10 protein-coding genes are annotated in these 17,565 nt (G+C 49.7%); 1 reads left to right on the top strand and 9 read right to left on the bottom strand.

From position 1 onward, the window contains the following. From MHH93_RS15220 to MHH93_RS15200, 5 genes are all read right to left on the bottom strand, one after another. The coding region (locus tag MHH93_RS15220; protein WP_500054710.1) for an ATP-binding protein at positions 1-1,730 on the bottom strand (1,730 nt) is incomplete at its 3' end. Further along, entirely contained in the window at positions 1,727-2,911 is a 1,185-nt protein-coding gene (locus MHH93_RS15215; protein ID WP_500054709.1) for an exonuclease SbcCD subunit D, read from the bottom strand. The genes MHH93_RS15220 and MHH93_RS15215, both read right to left, overlap by 4 nt. 75 nt (positions 2,912-2,986) lie before the next feature. Continuing rightward, entirely contained in the window at positions 2,987-7,411 is a 4,425-nt protein-coding gene (gene addA, locus MHH93_RS15210; RefSeq protein ID WP_500054708.1) for a helicase-exonuclease AddAB subunit AddA, read from the bottom strand. After that, positions 7,408-10,911 carry a helicase-exonuclease AddAB subunit AddB gene (addB, locus tag MHH93_RS15205; protein WP_500054707.1) on the bottom strand — a complete coding sequence of 1,168 codons (3,504 nt, stop codon included), beginning with the start codon at positions 10,909-10,911 and terminating at the stop codon, positions 7,408-7,410. Before addB ends, addA begins: the two co-directional genes overlap by 4 nt. A 391-nt stretch (positions 10,912-11,302) precedes the next feature. Further along, positions 11,303-12,679: a class I SAM-dependent rRNA methyltransferase gene (locus MHH93_RS15200; RefSeq protein WP_047843789.1), complete on the bottom strand. Its 1,377-nt coding sequence runs from the start codon at positions 12,677-12,679 to the stop codon at positions 11,303-11,305. A gap of 349 nt (positions 12,680-13,028) precedes the next feature. Between MHH93_RS15200 and MHH93_RS15195 the strand changes: the two genes are divergently transcribed. Continuing rightward, positions 13,029-14,030: a Na/Pi cotransporter family protein gene (locus MHH93_RS15195; protein ID WP_500054706.1), complete on the top strand. Its 1,002-nt coding sequence runs from the start codon at positions 13,029-13,031 to the stop codon at positions 14,028-14,030. A 57-nt stretch (positions 14,031-14,087) separates the two neighbouring features. Here MHH93_RS15195 and MHH93_RS15190 read toward each other — a convergent pair whose 3' ends face one another. The 4 genes from MHH93_RS15190 to MHH93_RS15175 form a co-directional block, all read right to left on the bottom strand. Next, the gene (locus MHH93_RS15190) at positions 14,088-14,522 is read right to left on the bottom strand and encodes an NUDIX hydrolase (RefSeq protein ID WP_500054705.1); all 435 of its coding nucleotides are present in this window, start codon (positions 14,520-14,522) and stop codon (positions 14,088-14,090) included. A 107-nt stretch (positions 14,523-14,629) separates the two neighbouring features. After that, on the bottom strand, positions 14,630-15,976 hold the full coding sequence (gene mtaB / locus MHH93_RS15185; protein ID WP_500054704.1) for a tRNA (N(6)-L-threonylcarbamoyladenosine(37)-C(2))-methylthiotransferase MtaB: 1,347 nt from the start codon (positions 15,974-15,976) through the stop codon (positions 14,630-14,632). A gap of 2 nt (positions 15,977-15,978) precedes the next feature. After that, a complete protein-coding gene (locus MHH93_RS15180; protein WP_500054703.1) occupies positions 15,979-16,743 on the bottom strand; it encodes an RsmE family RNA methyltransferase in 765 nt (254 codons plus the stop codon). 138 nt (positions 16,744-16,881) lie between these two features. Beyond that, positions 16,882-17,562, bottom strand: coding sequence for a site-2 protease family protein (locus MHH93_RS15175; protein WP_500054702.1), 681 nt, complete (start codon positions 17,560-17,562; stop codon positions 16,882-16,884). Between the last annotated feature and the right edge of the window lie 3 nt (positions 17,563-17,565).

Below are 17,565 nucleotides of genomic sequence, written 5' to 3'. Positions count from 1 at the left end.
TCCTGCAGCTCCGCGTGCAGGCTGCGCAGCAGTTCCAGGTCCGCATCGCCTGCGTGCGGACCTTCTCCCGGCGGCGCAGCCGGGAGCGGGTGATGCGGCGAGCCGCACACCGGGCATGGCTCGCCGTCACGCAGCTCGGCGCGCAAAGCGGAGGACAGCCGGTGCAGCTCCTGCTCACGCATCGTGCCACGCAGCTGTTCCTCCGCAAGGGCCAGCAGGCTCTGTTCGCGGCTGATGTCCTGCTCACAGGCAAGCAAGGCCTCAAGACCTGTTGACGCCTGTTCTACCAGATGCTGACGCTGATCATTCAGGCGTGTTTCTTCCTCAGCCGCCGCCTTCAGCTTGTCGGCTCCCTGTTCTGCCGACTGCTTATAGGCCTGCATGTCAGCCTTGTTTTGCTGTAACTGCTCCGCAGCAGTATCCACACGATGCTTCAGCTCAAGCGCAGCCTGAAGTTGCCTGCGTTCCTCTGACTTCACCTCATTTGGCTTGAGGCTCTCCTGTAGCTCCTCACGCCGTTTGCGCCCGCGCTGCTGCAATTCCTTTTCTTTCTCAAGCTGCTGACCCAGCGCAGTCTGTTCACCCTGCCCCTTTTCCAGCAGCTGCGCGAGACGCGAGCAATCGGCTTGAAGTCCGTCCCGTTCCCGTTGCAACTCTTTCGCTTGTTCGAGTTGCTCCAGACGCAGCAAAAGTTTTGGTTCTTCCTCAGTCATTTGCTTGCGTGCCGTCTCGGCCTTCTCCGCTTCCTGAACAGCCTGTCGCTCATGTTCCAGTGCTTGCTGATGAGATGTCTTGGCGGTATCTTGCCGCTGCTTCTGTATAGCCGTGGCATCTCGAACCGTCTGCAATGCAGGCAGTATGGCATCTGCCGCAACGGATTGTTTTAGCCGTTGTTCGCCTGCCTCTATCTGTGGTTCCAGTGCTTTCAGCTTCTGCTGTTCATCCGTCCGGGCCTGCCGTTCGTGACTTAACTCACGAATTTTGCCCAGTTGTTCAGCTTCCTTCGCAGCTTCATCCAGCGCTTTGCGGGACAATTCAGACTGCTGAACAGCGGCTTGAAGAAGACGTTTCGTCTCATTCAACGTTTCCTTCCCGGCATTGCCAAGCCCCTGTTGCTCCGCAGCAAGAGATTGGTGAACCATATCATTATCCTTGACCCGCCGACTTAATTTGATAGCCAACTGGTCACCATACTTCTCCAGATGGAATAATCGTTGTAACATCTGGCGACGTTCACTACCTTTGAGTGACAAAAACTCGGCAAATTTCCCTTGAGGAAGCACAACTGCCCGTGTAAAATCATCCATCTTCAAACCGATCACATCTTCAACGCAGCGATTCACATCTGCCAATTTATCGGCAAGTACCTGCTCTTCGCCATGGACCGTCTCTATGAATTTGCTGATCGTGTTACTTACCGACACTTCATTATTTCGTTTGAAACGTCGCTCAACTCGAAACCTTCGCGTGCCTTCCGCCGACATCAATTCGAATGTAAAAGCAACCGACAACGAATCCTCTGCATGATTCATGATGCCCTGCGTGCCGTTCACCGCACGTTCCACTTTGCCATACATGGCAAGTGTGATGGCATCAAGCAAGGAAGATTTACCACTGCCCGTAGGACCGAAAATACCGAACAGCCCCGTCTCCGTAAGCACGGTAAAATCAATCTCCTGCATCTCCCGATAGCTTTGCAGTCCGGCAACTTTTAATAGAATTGGCTTCATCTTTCCTCAACCTCCTCACGCACACCCGGCTCGTCTTCATCCACAAGTTCCAGGAAAAGCTGTACGAGGCTATCTTCCGGTTGGGCACCACCCGTCTGACGCTGATAGAATTTACGGAACAGCTCGTGAACCGGCAGCTCGGATCGTTGCTCCAAAAGTCCTGCAGCAGCCATCTCGGGATACACCGGTCGAATATGAATGATACCCTCATGTGATTTGCGAAGCTGCTGAATCTCCTTCAGGGACATCGCCTCGTCCAGCCACACTTCCATGTCGATAAAAGCTTGCGGATCACGTCCCTCGTCCAGCCAGCGATATACTTCTGGCAGACCACCACGTGCCTGCCAACGCACAAGCGGACGTCCGGACGTTAACAAAACTTCTTCTACCTGTGCAGCTCCGCCCGGTGCGAGATCAACCATCGTGACAGACTTGCTCTGTCCTGCTTCCGAGAAGCTATAGGCCAGAGGAGAACCACTATATCGAATCACACCGTCTCCTTTGACAGCCTGTGCACGATGAAGATGCCCTAGCGCCGTGTATTGTGCACCAGTCGATAAAGACGAAGGGTCCACCGTGTAGGCCCCACCGATCTGAATCGGACGTTCCGAATCACTCTCAAGTCCGCCGAGCACGTAGATATGGCTCATGGCCAAGTTCACGGTATCCGGGCGGAAAGAAGCCGACAGACGCTGCATTAACATGCCCACCCGTTGACTGTATGCCTGACGAAGTACATTTTCGTCTCCATCCGTTGTCAGTAATTCATTCAATCTGGCTTCAGAAGGATAAGGTAATGCCGCAATTAGCCCAGTCTCTCCGGTCCGCTTTGCATGTATGGTCACTGCTTCTGAAGTAGGCATACCTACGAGTGTGATACCCTGCCTGTTCACTAGTGGCGTGACAGAAGCTACACGCTCTGGCTGATCATGATTGCCTGCAATGACAACGAGAGGCCTTCCATGCTCGGTCAGACGCGCTGCTGCTTCGTAAAAAAGCTGCTCCGCCGCTGCGGGAGGATTCACCGAATCATACACATCCCCGGCCATCAATATGGCATCCGCCTGTTGCTCATCCGCCAGTCTGACGAGTTCATCAACGAAATCCTCCTGTTCACGCAGTCGACTTCGTCCCTCCAACGTTTTTCCCAAATGCCAGTCCCCTGTATGCAAAATACGCATCTTCCGTTCCACCCCTCTCCCATATGAAATCCATGGTTTTGAATTCCGATCCAATTCTTTGATAATTTAACTCTTTTATAATTTCACTGCATGTCCACCATCAAAAAAGTACAGCCATTTCCGATCCACTTTCCTACCTAATATATCTTCAATAGCCCGTCCATACAGGTCCAGCTGGAAGCGATAGTTTTTGGTGAGTTCACCCAAACCACCACGATGCTCCAACACCCGATCCGTCTTGTAATCAAGCAAGACAAGCTCGCCGTTCACCTCATACAAACAGTCAATAATCCCCTGTACAAGCACGGTTTCATTTTCAATCGTTGCCTTCATTTTGTTATCTATATTTAGTGCCTGCATATCTGAATTCGATGCCCGTTCATGTAACCATTCCACAGGAGATTGATGTGCCGGAAGCCCATATACAAACGGGATCTCCCGTTTTACCCAATCTGCACCCAACAGTTCTTTCCCTGGTTCTGTATCGAAAAATCCGACCAACTCTTCCGGTTCGATAGCCTCCGCATGATGGGACAGCAGAATCTGGAGCTTCACCAGTCGCTCAATGGTCTGCTCAATAAGCTGTGAATCAATGGCCGATCCATCTATGGGAAGATGCTGCATCAACGTATGATATACGTTCCCCCGTTCTGCTCCTGTCAGTTGGTTCTCACCCATAAATTTGGGACGACGCAGATGCAATTTGAATGACGTACCCGCAGATCCTGCATCAGGAACATTCACCGCACCGCTCGAATCTGACCTTGACCCAGTCTCATGCTCGTTCAATTCACTGGATAAGCCATGTAGGTCATGGCCTGCTTCATCTTTGGTGTAATTCATTCCTGGGGTGCTGTGATCCAATAATGTCTCGGATTGCTCTCCCAGTTCCTCCATTACCTCTACAGACTGGATATCCTGCATCGCAAGTAACGTTTTCAACTCCGTGACAGATGTACTGGCTGCCACTTGAGTTGCTGCTTCATAGGCATATGTCCACGAAAGCCGTTGATCAACCTCATGGATCAGCCGTGTCTCTTCTTCTTGAAGAGCTACCGTATCTGCACCTGCACCTGCATCTTGAATGTTTTGGTTAGCCGTATCTTGTGCACTCTTTGTCAACTCTTCTACAGTTGATAATGGAAGCAACTTTACAGGCTGAACCGCCTTTAGTGCAGCAATTCGTTCTTTCCGCACCACAGTCATCCCGTCTTCTTCTCCGAGTGTCTGATCCACCACATGGTCACGGGACACCTGATCAGCAGAGATTATAGAAATTGCCCATCGAGATTCATCCTCTGCCAGACAGGCTGAGAACGAATCATTGCTTCCGGCAAGTTCACGCAGCTCAGCCGCATCTGGATGTCTCATCAGGGATGGTCCAATCCAGTCCAGGTAGCTCCGTCCCGCAGCAAGCAGATAATCTGGCAATGCCAGTTCAGGACTGTCCTTGACCTGAGACCACGCCAACGCTTTTTTCGCCGCATCTTTTACAGTACCCAGCAAAATCATTTTCTCTTTGGGACGGGTCAACGCAACGTACAACACACGCATCTCTTCAGCAAGCAGTTCGAATTGAGCCCGACGACGAATCGCCAGATTCGCTAATGTAGGATAGGCAACCCGGTTCTCACGATCCACATACCTCGGACCAAATCCCAGTTCCTTATGCATGAGAAACGGTGCGTTCAAATCCTGCTGATTGAACATCTTGGATATGCCTCCGACAAAGACAATCGGAAACTCCAGACCCTTACTCCGGTGAATCGTCATGATACGTACAGCGTTGTCCTGCTCACCGGAACTACCCGCTACAGTCCCCAGGTCTCCCCCGTTTTCCCGCAATCTTGAGACATAGGTCAGGAAACGGAACAAGCCGCGATTTGCAGTTGATTCCTCGTATTGTCGTGCCCGATCGTACAATGCCTTAAGATTACTTTGACGCTGCAGTCCTCCGGGAAGACCACCAACCCAATCCAAATACCCGGTTTCCCGATACATACGCCAGATCAATTCACTTAGACTGCCTTGTCTTGCCTCAAGTCTCCACTGCTGCAATTGACGCATAAAACGAATTAACTTTTGCTGCAACTCCGAGCCTGAAATCTCCGTAACACCCATACCCTCGCCAGGATGTCCAGTAAAACCAGCATCTTGCATTCCATCTGTATGCACATCGAATTCATATCCATGGTCAAGAATCTCTGCCTCGACAGTAGCTGCTGTCTCCCGCTGTCCTTGTTCCATCTCTGACCAAGCTTCCGGCCACTGTAACTGGACGATATTGGAATCAGGATGATTCTCCTGCCCGGATTGTTGTAAGGCATTAGTGGAGGAATCGCCCCATTCTCCAGCAGCTGTTATAACTGCATCGTAGAAAGACTGTCTTTTGTCACCAAGCCGAATCTGTGCCAGTTCTTCTTCATCCAGTCCGACAATCGGGGAACGAAGCACGGAAGCAAGTGGGATATCCTGCCTTGGATTATCAACAAGCTGAAGCAGAGACATCATGATTTCCACTTCTGTAGCCTGAAAATAACCCTTGCTCTGTTCTCCTCCAGCAGGAATTCCCTGCTGTCTGAATTCCTCAATCATGAGCGGAGCCCACATCAAGGTCGAACGCAGCAAGATGACCATGTCACCGTAACGTGCCGGGCGCATCGTTTGCAGGGCTTTGTCATATACATGGAGGGCAGGTTTGTCTGTATCCCCAACCATCTCACGAATACGCTTTGCGATCGTCCTCGCTTCCAACTGTGCTGTTTCGAGTTCGGCACTCTCCAGTTCTGCGGAGACCGATACATCCCCATTCTCATCCGTGCTCTCTGTCAGATCCGGACCACCACCCTGACGATCGATCAGCATGAGTTCAGGTGTATACGCCTCATCACCAAGTGTTTCTGACGGGAAGGTAGCCCCATATGCCAGTTGAGCTCGTTCATCGTAAGCAATCTCAGCCACACCTTCGTTCATGAGTTGCCGGAATATCATATTGACCGAATGCACGACTTCCGCACGACTGCGGAAATTTCGTGCCAGATCAATACGTTGACCTGTACGATTCAGGTGATCTTCACCACTTCTGTCCTCAAGCGTGCTCGCTCCGTACTGGCGATACTTGTTCATAAACAGACCTGGCTCAGCCAACCGGAAACGGTAGATACTCTGTTTGACATCACCTACCATGAATCGGTTACCCGGGTTTTCTCTGGAGATCAGTTTCACGATATCTTCCTGAACCGTATTGGTATCTTGATATTCATCCAGCAACACTTCATCGAATCGCGAGCGGTACTCCATAGCCGCGTCAGAAGGCATCGACAGTTCAGGCGTTGAATCCTCATGTCGCAAAATGTGAAGACAGTAATGCTCCAGATCACTAAAGTCAACTTGCCCACGTTCCTGTTTAGCCTGTCGATAACGTTCTCCAAATGTACTCACCAGCCTCGAAAGTTCCTGCATGAGTGGTGCCGCCTGCTCCAGCTCCTGCCAGAACGAAAATGCACTTCTCCCGAACAATGAGCCTTTCAGATCGGAAACTGCCTTTTTCGCAGCCTCTCGGAGTTCCTTCACTTGATCTTGTAAAGCCGGGTCCGTTTGATCCTTTTTGCAGGGTTTCAGTTTGCCAAATGCAGCGGGTTGAAACACTTCGGGCAACCTTTCCCATGGCATAACCTGGACCGCAGACAACAGCTCCTCCACCATCACCAGATCTTCTTTTAACGTATCTGCATAAGGTGCAGGGCCTTCAGGCTGCATGGAAATATTGATGCCTTGACGGAGCAGTCCTGCTGCACCACTTAAAGCAAGAGCCGCATCACGCAAAATACTCTGAACCCATGCAGAATGTCCCAGCTCCTCCACACTTTCCACCTGAAAAGCGGATGCCATCTCTGAGAGCCAATGATCCGGCCAGGAATGGCTGCGGGAGAAATCATACAAGCGTTGCACCAGTCGGTGCATGGCATCATCGTTTCGTTCTCCACTGAACCAGTCCACCAATTCACGGAATGTGCTGCCTTCATCCTCTTCGCCATACTTTTCCTCAAAAAGTTCTTCCAGCAGTTCCTGTCGCATGATTTCCGCTTCATTTTCATTCAGGATACGGAAAGCCGGGTTCAACGGAATTTGCTGGTAGTACCGGCGAATGACTTCCATACAGAATGAATGCAATGTGGTTATGGATGCCCGCCCAAGCAGGGACAGCTGCTTACGCAAATGTTCTTCTCCCGGCTGTTCTTCAAGCGCACGTTCCAGTGCTTCCCGAATCCGCTGTTTCATCTCGGCGGCGGCCGCTTTGGTAAACGTAGCTACAAGCAAACGATCCACACTGAATCCTTGGGAGGGATCTGCGATCTTGCGAATAATTCGTTCAACCAGTACGGCTGTCTTGCCTGATCCTGCCGCAGCAGCAACCAGGATGTCTTCTCCGCTTTCGGAGATGGCACTCCACTGGTCATCACTCCAGAAGCTACCCTCCGGTTTGGGCATATTTGTCATGATGTTTCCCCTCCCTTAGTGTGAGATAACATATCCCAGATTTGCTGTTTGCCCGGTTTGGACAACAGGTTGTATTCATTTCCTTCTATATTCTCATCAAACTGACAAACAGGTTTATACGGACAGAACGTACATGCCACTTCCTGCTGAATACGATAAGGCTCAATGGCCACATCCCCATCCGTAATTCGGGTACCAATCTCACGGATATTACTGCGAACCGAAGCAAGCAGCGTATCCCATTGCTCTGGCGTAGCTACAGCAGCACTGCTATAAAAGCTTCCATCTGCCTTAAGGGCAACCGGAATAATAGCTGAATACCCCTTATCCAGAGTGTTATCCATTTGAGCGATTGCATCCCGATCCGCCAGCAGCAACCCTTTCATTTTGAACCGTTTCAGCAGTTCTTGTCCGGCCTGCTCCGATGTCATACCGTTTGCGGATTGCAGTAGCGGGTTATGCACATGGAAATACAACGTTCCTCCCGGCATCGCCGTTTCTCCGAGCCATTCTTCGGCAGCACTAAGCAGCACCTCCAGATAGGTGAGCATCTGCAATGACAGACCATAGTACACTTCATGTAACTTGAGGTCCGTCTGGCTTGATTTATAGTCAATGACACGTAAGAGCAGACCATTCTCGCCTTCTGCCACATCCACACGGTCAATCCGTCCCACAATCTCCATCACACATCCGTTCTCCAGTTCAAAACGGAGTGGCGGCAGTGTTTTATCAGGTCCAAAATCAAGCTCCAATCCGATCGGTTCAAAACTTCCACGTCTGGACTGTTCACCGAGAATAACGGATGCCCGGCTAACAATGTCCTTCAATTTGCGGAAAATATAACCGTATCGCTTGGTGCTTAACAAAATCTCCCCTTGCAGCTGTGGTGCAATCTGCTCCACGGTTTGCTCGGCTTCCTTACGGCATTGGTCTGGGGTCAAACTGCCCCAACTACGATTTTCTTCACGCAAACGCATAGCCAGCTGGCTTAGTGCAGCATGAAACAGTTGTCCGATATCAGGAGCCTGAAGGCGGTACAATTGCCGCTCTTTAAGACGCAGCCCGTGCGAAGCAAAATGAGAGAACGGACAGGCTACGAACCGCTCCATTCGCGAGACACTCGTCCTCACCTCTGTGCCATACAATCTGCGACTGGTAGCTGTACGTAGTGGCAATGCCCGATTACGATAAAAGATCGATCCCATCAACCGCTCCAGCTGAGGTCTGCTTTCCTCCTGAGATACATGCCAATTGTAGACCGCCCACCATATTTCAGGGATATCTTCTCCGCGACGCCATTTACGCAGTTGTCCAATGAGAGCAGACAAACTTTGACCTAGATGGGTGACATAGGACCAATGTGCTTCTTCCGAGTTCGCAACCGGTGGTTGAGCGAGTAATAGCTGTTCTTGTAGACCAAACATTTTCCGTACATGGCGGACAATCTCGGAAGGAAGCAGTGCTTTCCCCTCATCATCAGCCACCGGGTAACTCAGCCACAACTGGCTGCTTGCTGCTGTAAGTGCCGTATAGATTAGAAAACGTTCATCCAACATTTGCCTCGTTGCACCAGGTCCAAGCGCCATGCCTCTTTCCGTCAGTAACGCTCTCTCCAGTTCAGTTAATACGCCATCATCTTGAGGTACGGCAGGCAATTCACCATCAACTGCACCAAGGATAAATACGTATTTGATGTCCTGAAGACGTGTACGGTCCATTGAGCCAACCAAAACCTGATCAAGTGCTGGTGGTACCAGACCCAGTTTCAGTTCCGTCAATCCGGTCTCAATCATCCCGGCAAAAAGAGTGATATCCAGCCGCTCGTTGCCCATCATATCCACCATCTGATCCAATAGATCCAGCACTGCTCCCCACATCTGCCGATGTTCTCTCGACCGTTCGGGGTCACCTTGTGCTTTAGCTTCAGCAGACATGTTCTCCAGCTTCCATGGGATCTCGGCTTCTTCCAGTAGTCTGTATAATGCCTCACATTGGGCTTTCGCTGTCTTTGCCTTTTTCATCCGTTTCTCAAAAGCACCCAAGGCATCTGTAATGACCGCTCGACAACGCTCCATTAAAGAAAGCATTTGGTCCCGTCCTCGACTACGTCCATCCTGACCGTTGTCTTCAAGCGAAAGGCTTGGGACATACTTCCACGGTTTGCCGTCAGTCCAGCGATATCCATGAATACCACAAGCCAGTACATAATTCTCGAGCTGGTCCATATCTTCACGGGTGATGGAACCATCACGCGGAAGCAGCAGATCCGTTTTGACACAGCGAAATACATCCTCGTAACGCCAGTGGCGACGAACAATATCCAGTGCTGAACGGATAAACTCGGATAATGGATGATGAAGTTCATTTCTTCTGCGGTCCAGAAAGACCGGCACGCCATAATCCCTGAATAGCGGTTCAGCAATATCCGCGTAGGTATCCAACTGACGAACAAGCACCGCCATATCCCGATATCTCGCACCTTCGTTTTGTGCCAGGCGTCGCATCTCACGGAGTGCTCCCTCCATCTCAGCTCGACGGTTCTCCGCTGCAATCAGGCGGATTCCGGAATCAAGACCCTCACCTTTCCACCGGATTCGGCGGTCGAAACCAGCCTCCAGATGAGCAAGTCCCGGACGATCCTTGTATCTCGGTGGAATCTCTGCATCCAGCACGGTGATATCGCTCGGTACACCCAGTTCTTCAGCCATGCCTTTGAGACGCGCGTAGGCACTCGCCGTGGGATAGAACAGTTCCAGTTCTCCAGGCAGAGCCCCGTGATCATACGGACGATCCAATGTCAGTGCAATCGTCACGGAAGAGCACTGCAACATCAGGCGATCAATCACACTCATTTCCTGTGGCGTGAATCCCTGAAAACCATCAATCCAGATCTGTGCATCCTGCAGCAATGTACTTTCAGACAGGCGCTCTGTCAGTTCGGTCAACGTATCTTCATCATCAATATATAAATTGGTCAGTTCCTGTTCATAGTCACGATAGATCAGATTCAAGTCATGCAACTTGTCCTCCAGAATTGGTGAAGAGGATGAGGTATACCCTCCAGATAACCCTTCTTCCAGCAAAGATGGATCAACTTCATAACGTTTAAACTCACTATATAAGTCATTTAATTCGCCTATAAAACCCAGCTGGCTGCCGGATGCACCAAACAGCTTCAATTCTTCTTTACGGCGCTGGATGACTTTGTAGAGCAACATCTTTTTGCCTTCGGCTCCGATCGGAATACGAGCAGAACCGCCTGCTTCCTGCATTATACGGTAGGCTAATCGGCGAAAACCGAGCACTTCTGCACGCATGGTACCTTTAATTGCTCCAGAAGAGACCAATGCCTGCTCTGTTCGAAAAGAACTCTGTTCGGGAACGAGTAAAATCAAAGGTTTACCTTGCGGCTCCTTTTGAAGCAAGGATGTAATTTCCCGGGTAATCAGCGAGCTTTTGCCGCTGCCTGCCCGGCCAATAACAAAACGAACGGACATGTCTAATCCTCCAAACCACACGTACAAGATTTTAATTCCCAGTATAACATATCTGACTTGGTTCGGAACATACGTTTGCCACTATCCGGTAAAACCGGAGATCATCTCCGTTAACACAGTAAAACAGCAAAAAGCCCGCAGCTATCACACTGTGGACTTTTGACTTGATCTATAGATTAAATTAAAGATTATTTACACTTGCCACTCCGATGACAGAACAACCCTCCGATCGCTGTTATTCCCAGATTTTTTTGATTCAATTTTTAAAAAGTGAAAAAATCCGAGAATAAAGGCGAACACTCCGCTTCTTCAGGTTATTTCTGTCCTCTACGTTCTCGTGTAAATGTTTAAGTCCAATCTATACAGTTAAATTAGAAGGGAAATCATACAATTAATTCTTTTTACTGCGCACTTCGAAAATAGCAAATTTCAGGTAATGTCCTTCATCCACGCCCAAAATTTGCGGGTGGTCCTTACCTGCTGCCTTCCAGTCGATCAGACGAAGCACTTTACCTGCATCTTCCGCTGCATCGGCGATCGTATCCAGGAAGAGGTCTGGACGCATGTGATACGAACAGCTGGCTGTTACCAAATATCCGCCCTCATTGACCAGTTTCATTCCTTGCAGATTGATATCCTTATATCCACGGCATGCACCCTTGACCGCTGATTTCGTTTTGGCAAAAGCTGGGGGATCGAGGATAACCACATCAAACGTTTTACCGCCAGCTGCAAGTGCTTTGGAAGTATCCACTTTTTGTTCACCAGCACGCGCACGTGCGGTACGTTCATCCAGTCCCTTTACTTGTTCACGCAAGTACTGGAATGCATCAGCAACGACGAATTCAACCCGGTCAGTAAAACCATTCAGCTCTACATTGGTTCGTGCACTCTCAATAGCGTGCTCCGAAATATCAAGACAAGTTACTTTCTTGGCTCCATACTTGCAAGCATTTAACGTGAAGCTGCCCGTGTGTGAGAAGCACTCCAGTACGGTGGCACCATCCCAATAAGGGAATGTAACTACCTTACCGCTTTTATTCACAGGCAAGAGCTGCTCTGTGCCGTCCTGCTCAGTCGTTTGGAGTGTGATTCCACTCTTATAGCCCCAACCCTTCATAAGCGGTTCGATCGCTGCACGATTCTCACGTTGGTCGAAGAAGTAACCTGTCTTCTGTCCTTCCACGATGTCCACTTTAATAAGTAGTCCATTCTCGGTAACGGTGACATGTCTTGGGCATTCTCCATACAATGGACCTTTGGTCTGCTCCAAACCTTCCAGTTCACGAATCGAGACATCACTGCGCTCATATATGCCTTCAGGCTGCATTACTTCAATGAGTGCCTGAACGATAGCTTCACGGCAACGATCCATGCCAAGTGTAAGCAACTGTACAACGAGGATGCTGCCGAATCGGTCAACGATCAATCCGGGCAGAAAATCAGCTTCGCCGTACACGAGACGGTACGCCTCTCCATCCTGAATAAAACGTTCCCGATGACGCAGGCAATCGCGGAAACGCGCTGCAAAGAACGCCGTATCCATCTGTTCGGACTCCAGGGGTTGATAAGCTACAACCCTTACCGTGATCTGAGATGCGGGATTGTAATAACCTGTCGCCAGATAGCGACCTTGATGATTCAATACATTAACCAGATCTCCCGGCTCCGGGTTTCCGTCAACCGATGCAATTTCATTGTTAAATATCCATGGATGTGCATGTTCAAGCCGCTTTTTGCGACTGCGTTCGAGTGTAACTGATGGCAAGGTAGATCCACTTCCTTTAATTTAATAGTTCAAAAGATAGGTTAGGTGCAAAGGAGACGCTACGGCGACGAATTGTTCCTCTGATCGCTGTTATCCCCAGATTTTTTTGATTCCCTTTCTTAAAGGGGAAAATCCGGGGATAAAGGCGAGCGCTTCGCTTCTTCGGTAACAATTTCGTCTTCTTCGCTGCGTTTGCACGAATCACCCTATCTTTCGAATTGGGGTGCGGCAATTAAAATACTTACATTGAGGGAGGTTCGCTTCCTCTGAATTCCTTTAGGCTTGTCATGGTTGTCTCTATTTACTCATAGGATGAGGTAAGGAACCGGACGGAAGGAATGATATTTCTATGTTTAGAGATGTAATATTGCCCCTACTCTATGGGCTTATTATCTTTTTTGGTGGCATGAAGCTGATGGAGACGGCCTTGCAACGTATGGCTGGGCCCATGTTGGCAGGTTGGCTCAATCGCGCCACCTCTGCTCCATGGAAAGGCATGGCTTTCAGTGCAGGTGCAACGGCCTTGTTACAGAGCAGTACTGCGGTCACCGTACTCACCATTGGACTGGCGAATGCAAGATTAATTACCTATGGACGCACACTCGGCATCATCCTTGGCACCAACATCGGGACGTGTTTGACGACGGAGCTGGTGGGACTGCAGATCGGACGTGCTTCCCTGCCGCTACTTGTCCTGTCGCTGACCGGCTGGGCCATGTTTGTTGTACTTGGTGAACGCAATCTGGCCGCTCCTGAACGCACGCGCCGGACTCTGTTTAACATCCAGTACAGCTTCCTGGCAGCTGCGGGATTTGCACTTGTCATGACAGGCATACAGGTGATGCAATCCATTGCATTGCCACTGCGGAGTATGGGTGTATTTCAATGGTTTCTCGACCGCTCGGCCGACAGCCTGTGGTGGGGCTTCCTGGCAGGCGCATGCCTGACAGCGCTCATTCACAGCAGCGCAGCTGTCATTAGCATGGCGATTACGCTCGCAGCCACAGGGGTATTACCTGTGGAGATCGGCATCACTATTGTGATTGGGTCCAACGTGGGGACCTGCATCACCGCTGTGATTGCTGCCGCAGGCGGAGCATCCGCAGGCAAATTTGTCGCAGCCTCCCATGTGGTATTAAACATTGCGGGAGCGCTGCTGTTTATGCCGCTGATCGGCCAGCTGCATGCAGCTTCGGCCTGGCTGTCAGCGGACAACGGGGCACAGATTGCACATGCCCAGACTCTTTTTAACATCACTAGTTCACTACTTGCTTTGCCATTCTGTTACTTGCCGATCTGGCACAAAAAACCACCAGTCCACGCTCCCGCGGCGAAGTCACCCGTGACTTGATGAGCTGCCCGTCCAGGCCCACAGTACGCGCGGCTAACGGACCAGGACTATAATGCGTTATACGTTAATGCCTAACTTGTTCAGGGCTACACGCAAGATATCATCGTTATTGTCATATCCGCTCTGCTGCTGTCTGGACCATGCTTCTTCCGGAGCATACCAATCCACACCCTTGATTTCTTCAATCTGAGGCTGCAGATCACCACTCTCGGCTTCAACGAGATAATAATGAACTTCCTTGTCCACCGGACCAAAATCTGCATGTTGGTACGTATAAGCAATGATATCAACGGGCTCTACAATGCGGCCCACCATACCTGTTTCTTCCAAAATCTCGCGCAGTGCTGTCTGTTCGATTGTTTCTCCATCTTCCATTTTGCCCTTGGCGAGAGTTGTTTTACCATAACGATCTACGATAAGCTGAATTTGAAGACATCCGTCTTCCTCTTTTCTATACACAACTCCGCCTGCTGAAATTTCTTTTTTGTTCATCGTGCTCTCCCCCATCGACTTCAATATCTTATTTTTTGCAAAAGAAGGACCTCATCTCCCCGGGTAAGCTCCCCAAGGAAATGAAATCCTTGTTTCTGACGCCTCGATCACATCGCGGCGGACTTAAGATTTTCTTCCAACACACGTACCAGCGTAGCCTGACTCTCGTTGACACCAGCTTCAACCACTTTGACTCGGCACACTTTACCCACCATATCCATGGTTCCATCAAAGACCAGTTGAATGTAGTTATCGCTATAACCGTGCAGCTTGCCGCTTCCTTCGCGGCCCTTCGCTTCACCTTCGGGAATAACATCCAGTACCTGTCCGACAAACTGCTGAGCGTACTTCAGCTGCATCTGCTCAGACAAGTCAATCAGTTCATGCACACGTGCATTTTTGACCTCTTCGTCCACCTGATCTTCCATGCGCGCTGCTGGCGTACCTGTACGCTTGGAATAAGGGAATACGTGCATTTCGGAAAATCCGATCTTACGCATCAATTCATAGCCATTACGATACATCTCGTCGGTCTCACCCGGAAATCCAACAATAATGTCTGTCGTAATCGCTACATCCGGCATCGCTTCCCGAATGCGAAGCATCTTATTGTAGAACTCTTCTGTGGTATATTTGCGGCGCATGCGTTTCAACACCGTATCATCACCCGCTTGCAGCGGAATATGGAAGTGACGAACCAGTTTGTCCGAACGTTGGATTACGTCGAGCATGCGGTCATCGATCTGGCTGGCTTCAATCGAGCTAATTCGAATACGCTCCAAACCCTCTACCTTGTCCAGATCCCACAGCAGATCGGTCAAATCATAATTTTCCATGTCATCGCCATACCCACCTGTATGAATACCAGTCAGAACAATCTCCTTGTATCCGGCGTGTACGAGTTGATGCGCCTGTTGAATAATGCTGTTTGCCTCACGGCTACGTGAAAGACCACGAGACCAGGGAATAATGCAGAATGTACAGAAGTTGTTGCAACCATCCTGAATCTTCAGGAATGCGCGAGTACGGTCAGCAAAATCTGGTACATCCATTTCTTCAAAAACACGGGTTTTCATAATATTGCGCACCGCGTTAACCGGTTGACGGGACTCCTGAATTTCATTAACATATGGCAAAATCTTGTCACGGTCTTGTGTACCGATAACCAGATCCACGCCAGGGATGTCCAGAATCTCTGCCGGAGAAGTCTGCGCGTAGCAGCCTGTAACAGCCACGATCGCCTCCGGGTTGCGCCGAATGGCACGACGAATAATTTGACGGCTCTTTTTGTCGCCGGTATTGGTTACTGTACAAGTATTAATCAAGTATACATCCGCTGTCTGTTCATCAAAGTCCACTTGATCGTAACCTTCGTTTTTGAACAATTGCCAAATCGCCTCTGTATCATAGAAATTAACTTTGCAGCCTAAGGTGTAAAACGCCACGGATGGCATAATTACATTCCTCCCATTTCTCCGGATTCATATAGCACGCAAGTTAGTGCTGCCATTCCAGCTGTCTCAGCACGCAAAATGCGTTTGCCCAGTCCAACAGATACAGCACCTGCCTGATCAGCATCTGCCGTCTCCTTCTCAGAAAATCCACCTTCCGGTCCAACAACAATCAGTACTTCTGCACTTGCACCAGGTGCAAGCTGCTCCACAAACGGCTTCAGCACATCTCTCAGCTGTTTACCGTTTTCTTTCTCATAACAATAACATACCAGGCTATAGCCCTCAAAAGAAGATAACAGCCCTTTCCAGGAAAGAGGTTGCTCCACGGATGGAATGCGATTCCGGTGACTCTGCTCGGCAGCTTCCTTAGCAATTTTCCGCCAGCGCTCCAGCCGTTTGCCTTCTTTCTTGGCATCATATTGCACAATCGTACGCTCTGATAGGAAGGGTACAAAGGATACCGCCCCAATCTCAGTACATCTCTGAATGACTGTTTCCATCTTGTCACCCTTGGGCAAACTCTGTGCCACGGTTACACGAATTCGTGCTTCATGGTCCATCTCAAGAGGTTCCACAATATTGGCTGTCACTTGGCCAACTTCAATAGTCTCAATTTCCACAAGAGCTTCTCTGGAGTTTCCGTCACTGACAATCAGTTTATCTCCAGGTTTACCACGCATGACCTTGCCGATGTGGCGTGCATCATCACCTGTGATGATCACAGCATGTTCATTAAACTGTTCTGCAGATACAAAATATCGCTGCATTAGTCAATCCACCCATTCTGTCCTGTTATGACTGGAATTCACCCTGCCTGATGTCAGGCATGAATCCGGTCGCCACAGATGATCATACAACTTTTACGTGTTTCTGACCAGTATACCGGCCCAATGCCAGATGCGCTTTTAGCGATATAATTCAATAATCACCTTTGCCAGATCCACATACATTGTTTGCGCAAACTCATACAAAGGCTGAATCGTCACATTTTGCAACGGAGGTATAACAAGAATCAAGAGGAAGATAAAAACGGACCATTGCTCCACCCCTTGTAGCTTGCGGCTGATTGAAGGTGGCACTACATCTTCCAGAATCCGATAACCATCCAGTGGAGGTAACGGAATCAAGTTAAACAGAAACAGGAAAAAGTTGGTTAAGTTAAAAATAGCGAAGAACGTTGTGATTGCTGTCAGCAACCGTTCATTATCAATACCGCCGAGTGCTCCCGAACCAACCAGTGAAGCATAGATGATTGTACCGATGATTGCCAGCAACAGATTACTCAGAGGCCCTGCAGCGGAAACGATGATGCCCATCAATCTCGGCTTGTCGAAATTAGCACGATTAACCGGGACCGGACGTGCCCAACCGAAGCCGGCAATAATGAGCAACAGCACACCAAACAAGTCAAAGTGTACAACCGGATTCAGTGTGACCCGCCCCAATAGCTTGGCTGTCGGATCACCGAATTTGTTGGCAAAATACGCATGCGAGAATTCATGCACCGTAAATGCGATCAGGATCGTCAGCAGGAAAAACGGAAGCTGATCGATCGGATAACGAAAGAACGAATTCCAAAAGTCCATACG

It is taken from the genome of Priestia sp. FSL H7-0729 (assembly GCF_038005685.1).
Classification (GTDB): Bacteria; Bacillota; Bacilli; order Paenibacillales; family Paenibacillaceae; genus Paenibacillus.
This window is presented reverse-complemented; position numbering and strand designations above follow the sequence as displayed.

Excerpts from the sequence above, each read along its gene's own strand:
- MHH93_RS15190 (WP_500054705.1), bottom strand. The coding sequence starts at position 14,522 with ATGAACAAAAAAGAAATTTCAGCAGGCGGAGTTGTGTATAGAAAAGAG.
- MHH93_RS15215 (WP_500054709.1), bottom strand. The coding sequence starts at position 2,911 with ATGCGTATTTTGCATACAGGGGACTGGCATTTGGGAAAAACGTTGGAG.
- addB (WP_500054707.1), bottom strand. The coding sequence starts at position 10,911 with ATGTCCGTTCGTTTTGTTATTGGCCGGGCAGGCAGCGGCAAAAGCTCG.
- MHH93_RS15175 (WP_500054702.1), bottom strand. The coding sequence starts at position 17,562 with ATGGACTTTTGGAATTCGTTCTTTCGTTATCCGATCGATCAGCTTCCG.
- addA (WP_500054708.1), bottom strand. The coding sequence starts at position 7,411 with ATGACAAATATGCCCAAACCGGAGGGTAGCTTCTGGAGTGATGACCAG.
- MHH93_RS15195 (WP_500054706.1), top strand. The coding sequence starts at position 13,029 with ATGTTTAGAGATGTAATATTGCCCCTACTCTATGGGCTTATTATCTTT.
- mtaB (WP_500054704.1), bottom strand. The coding sequence starts at position 15,976 with ATGCCATCCGTGGCGTTTTACACCTTAGGCTGCAAAGTTAATTTCTAT.
- MHH93_RS15180 (WP_500054703.1), bottom strand. The coding sequence starts at position 16,743 with ATGCAGCGATATTTTGTATCTGCAGAACAGTTTAATGAACATGCTGTG.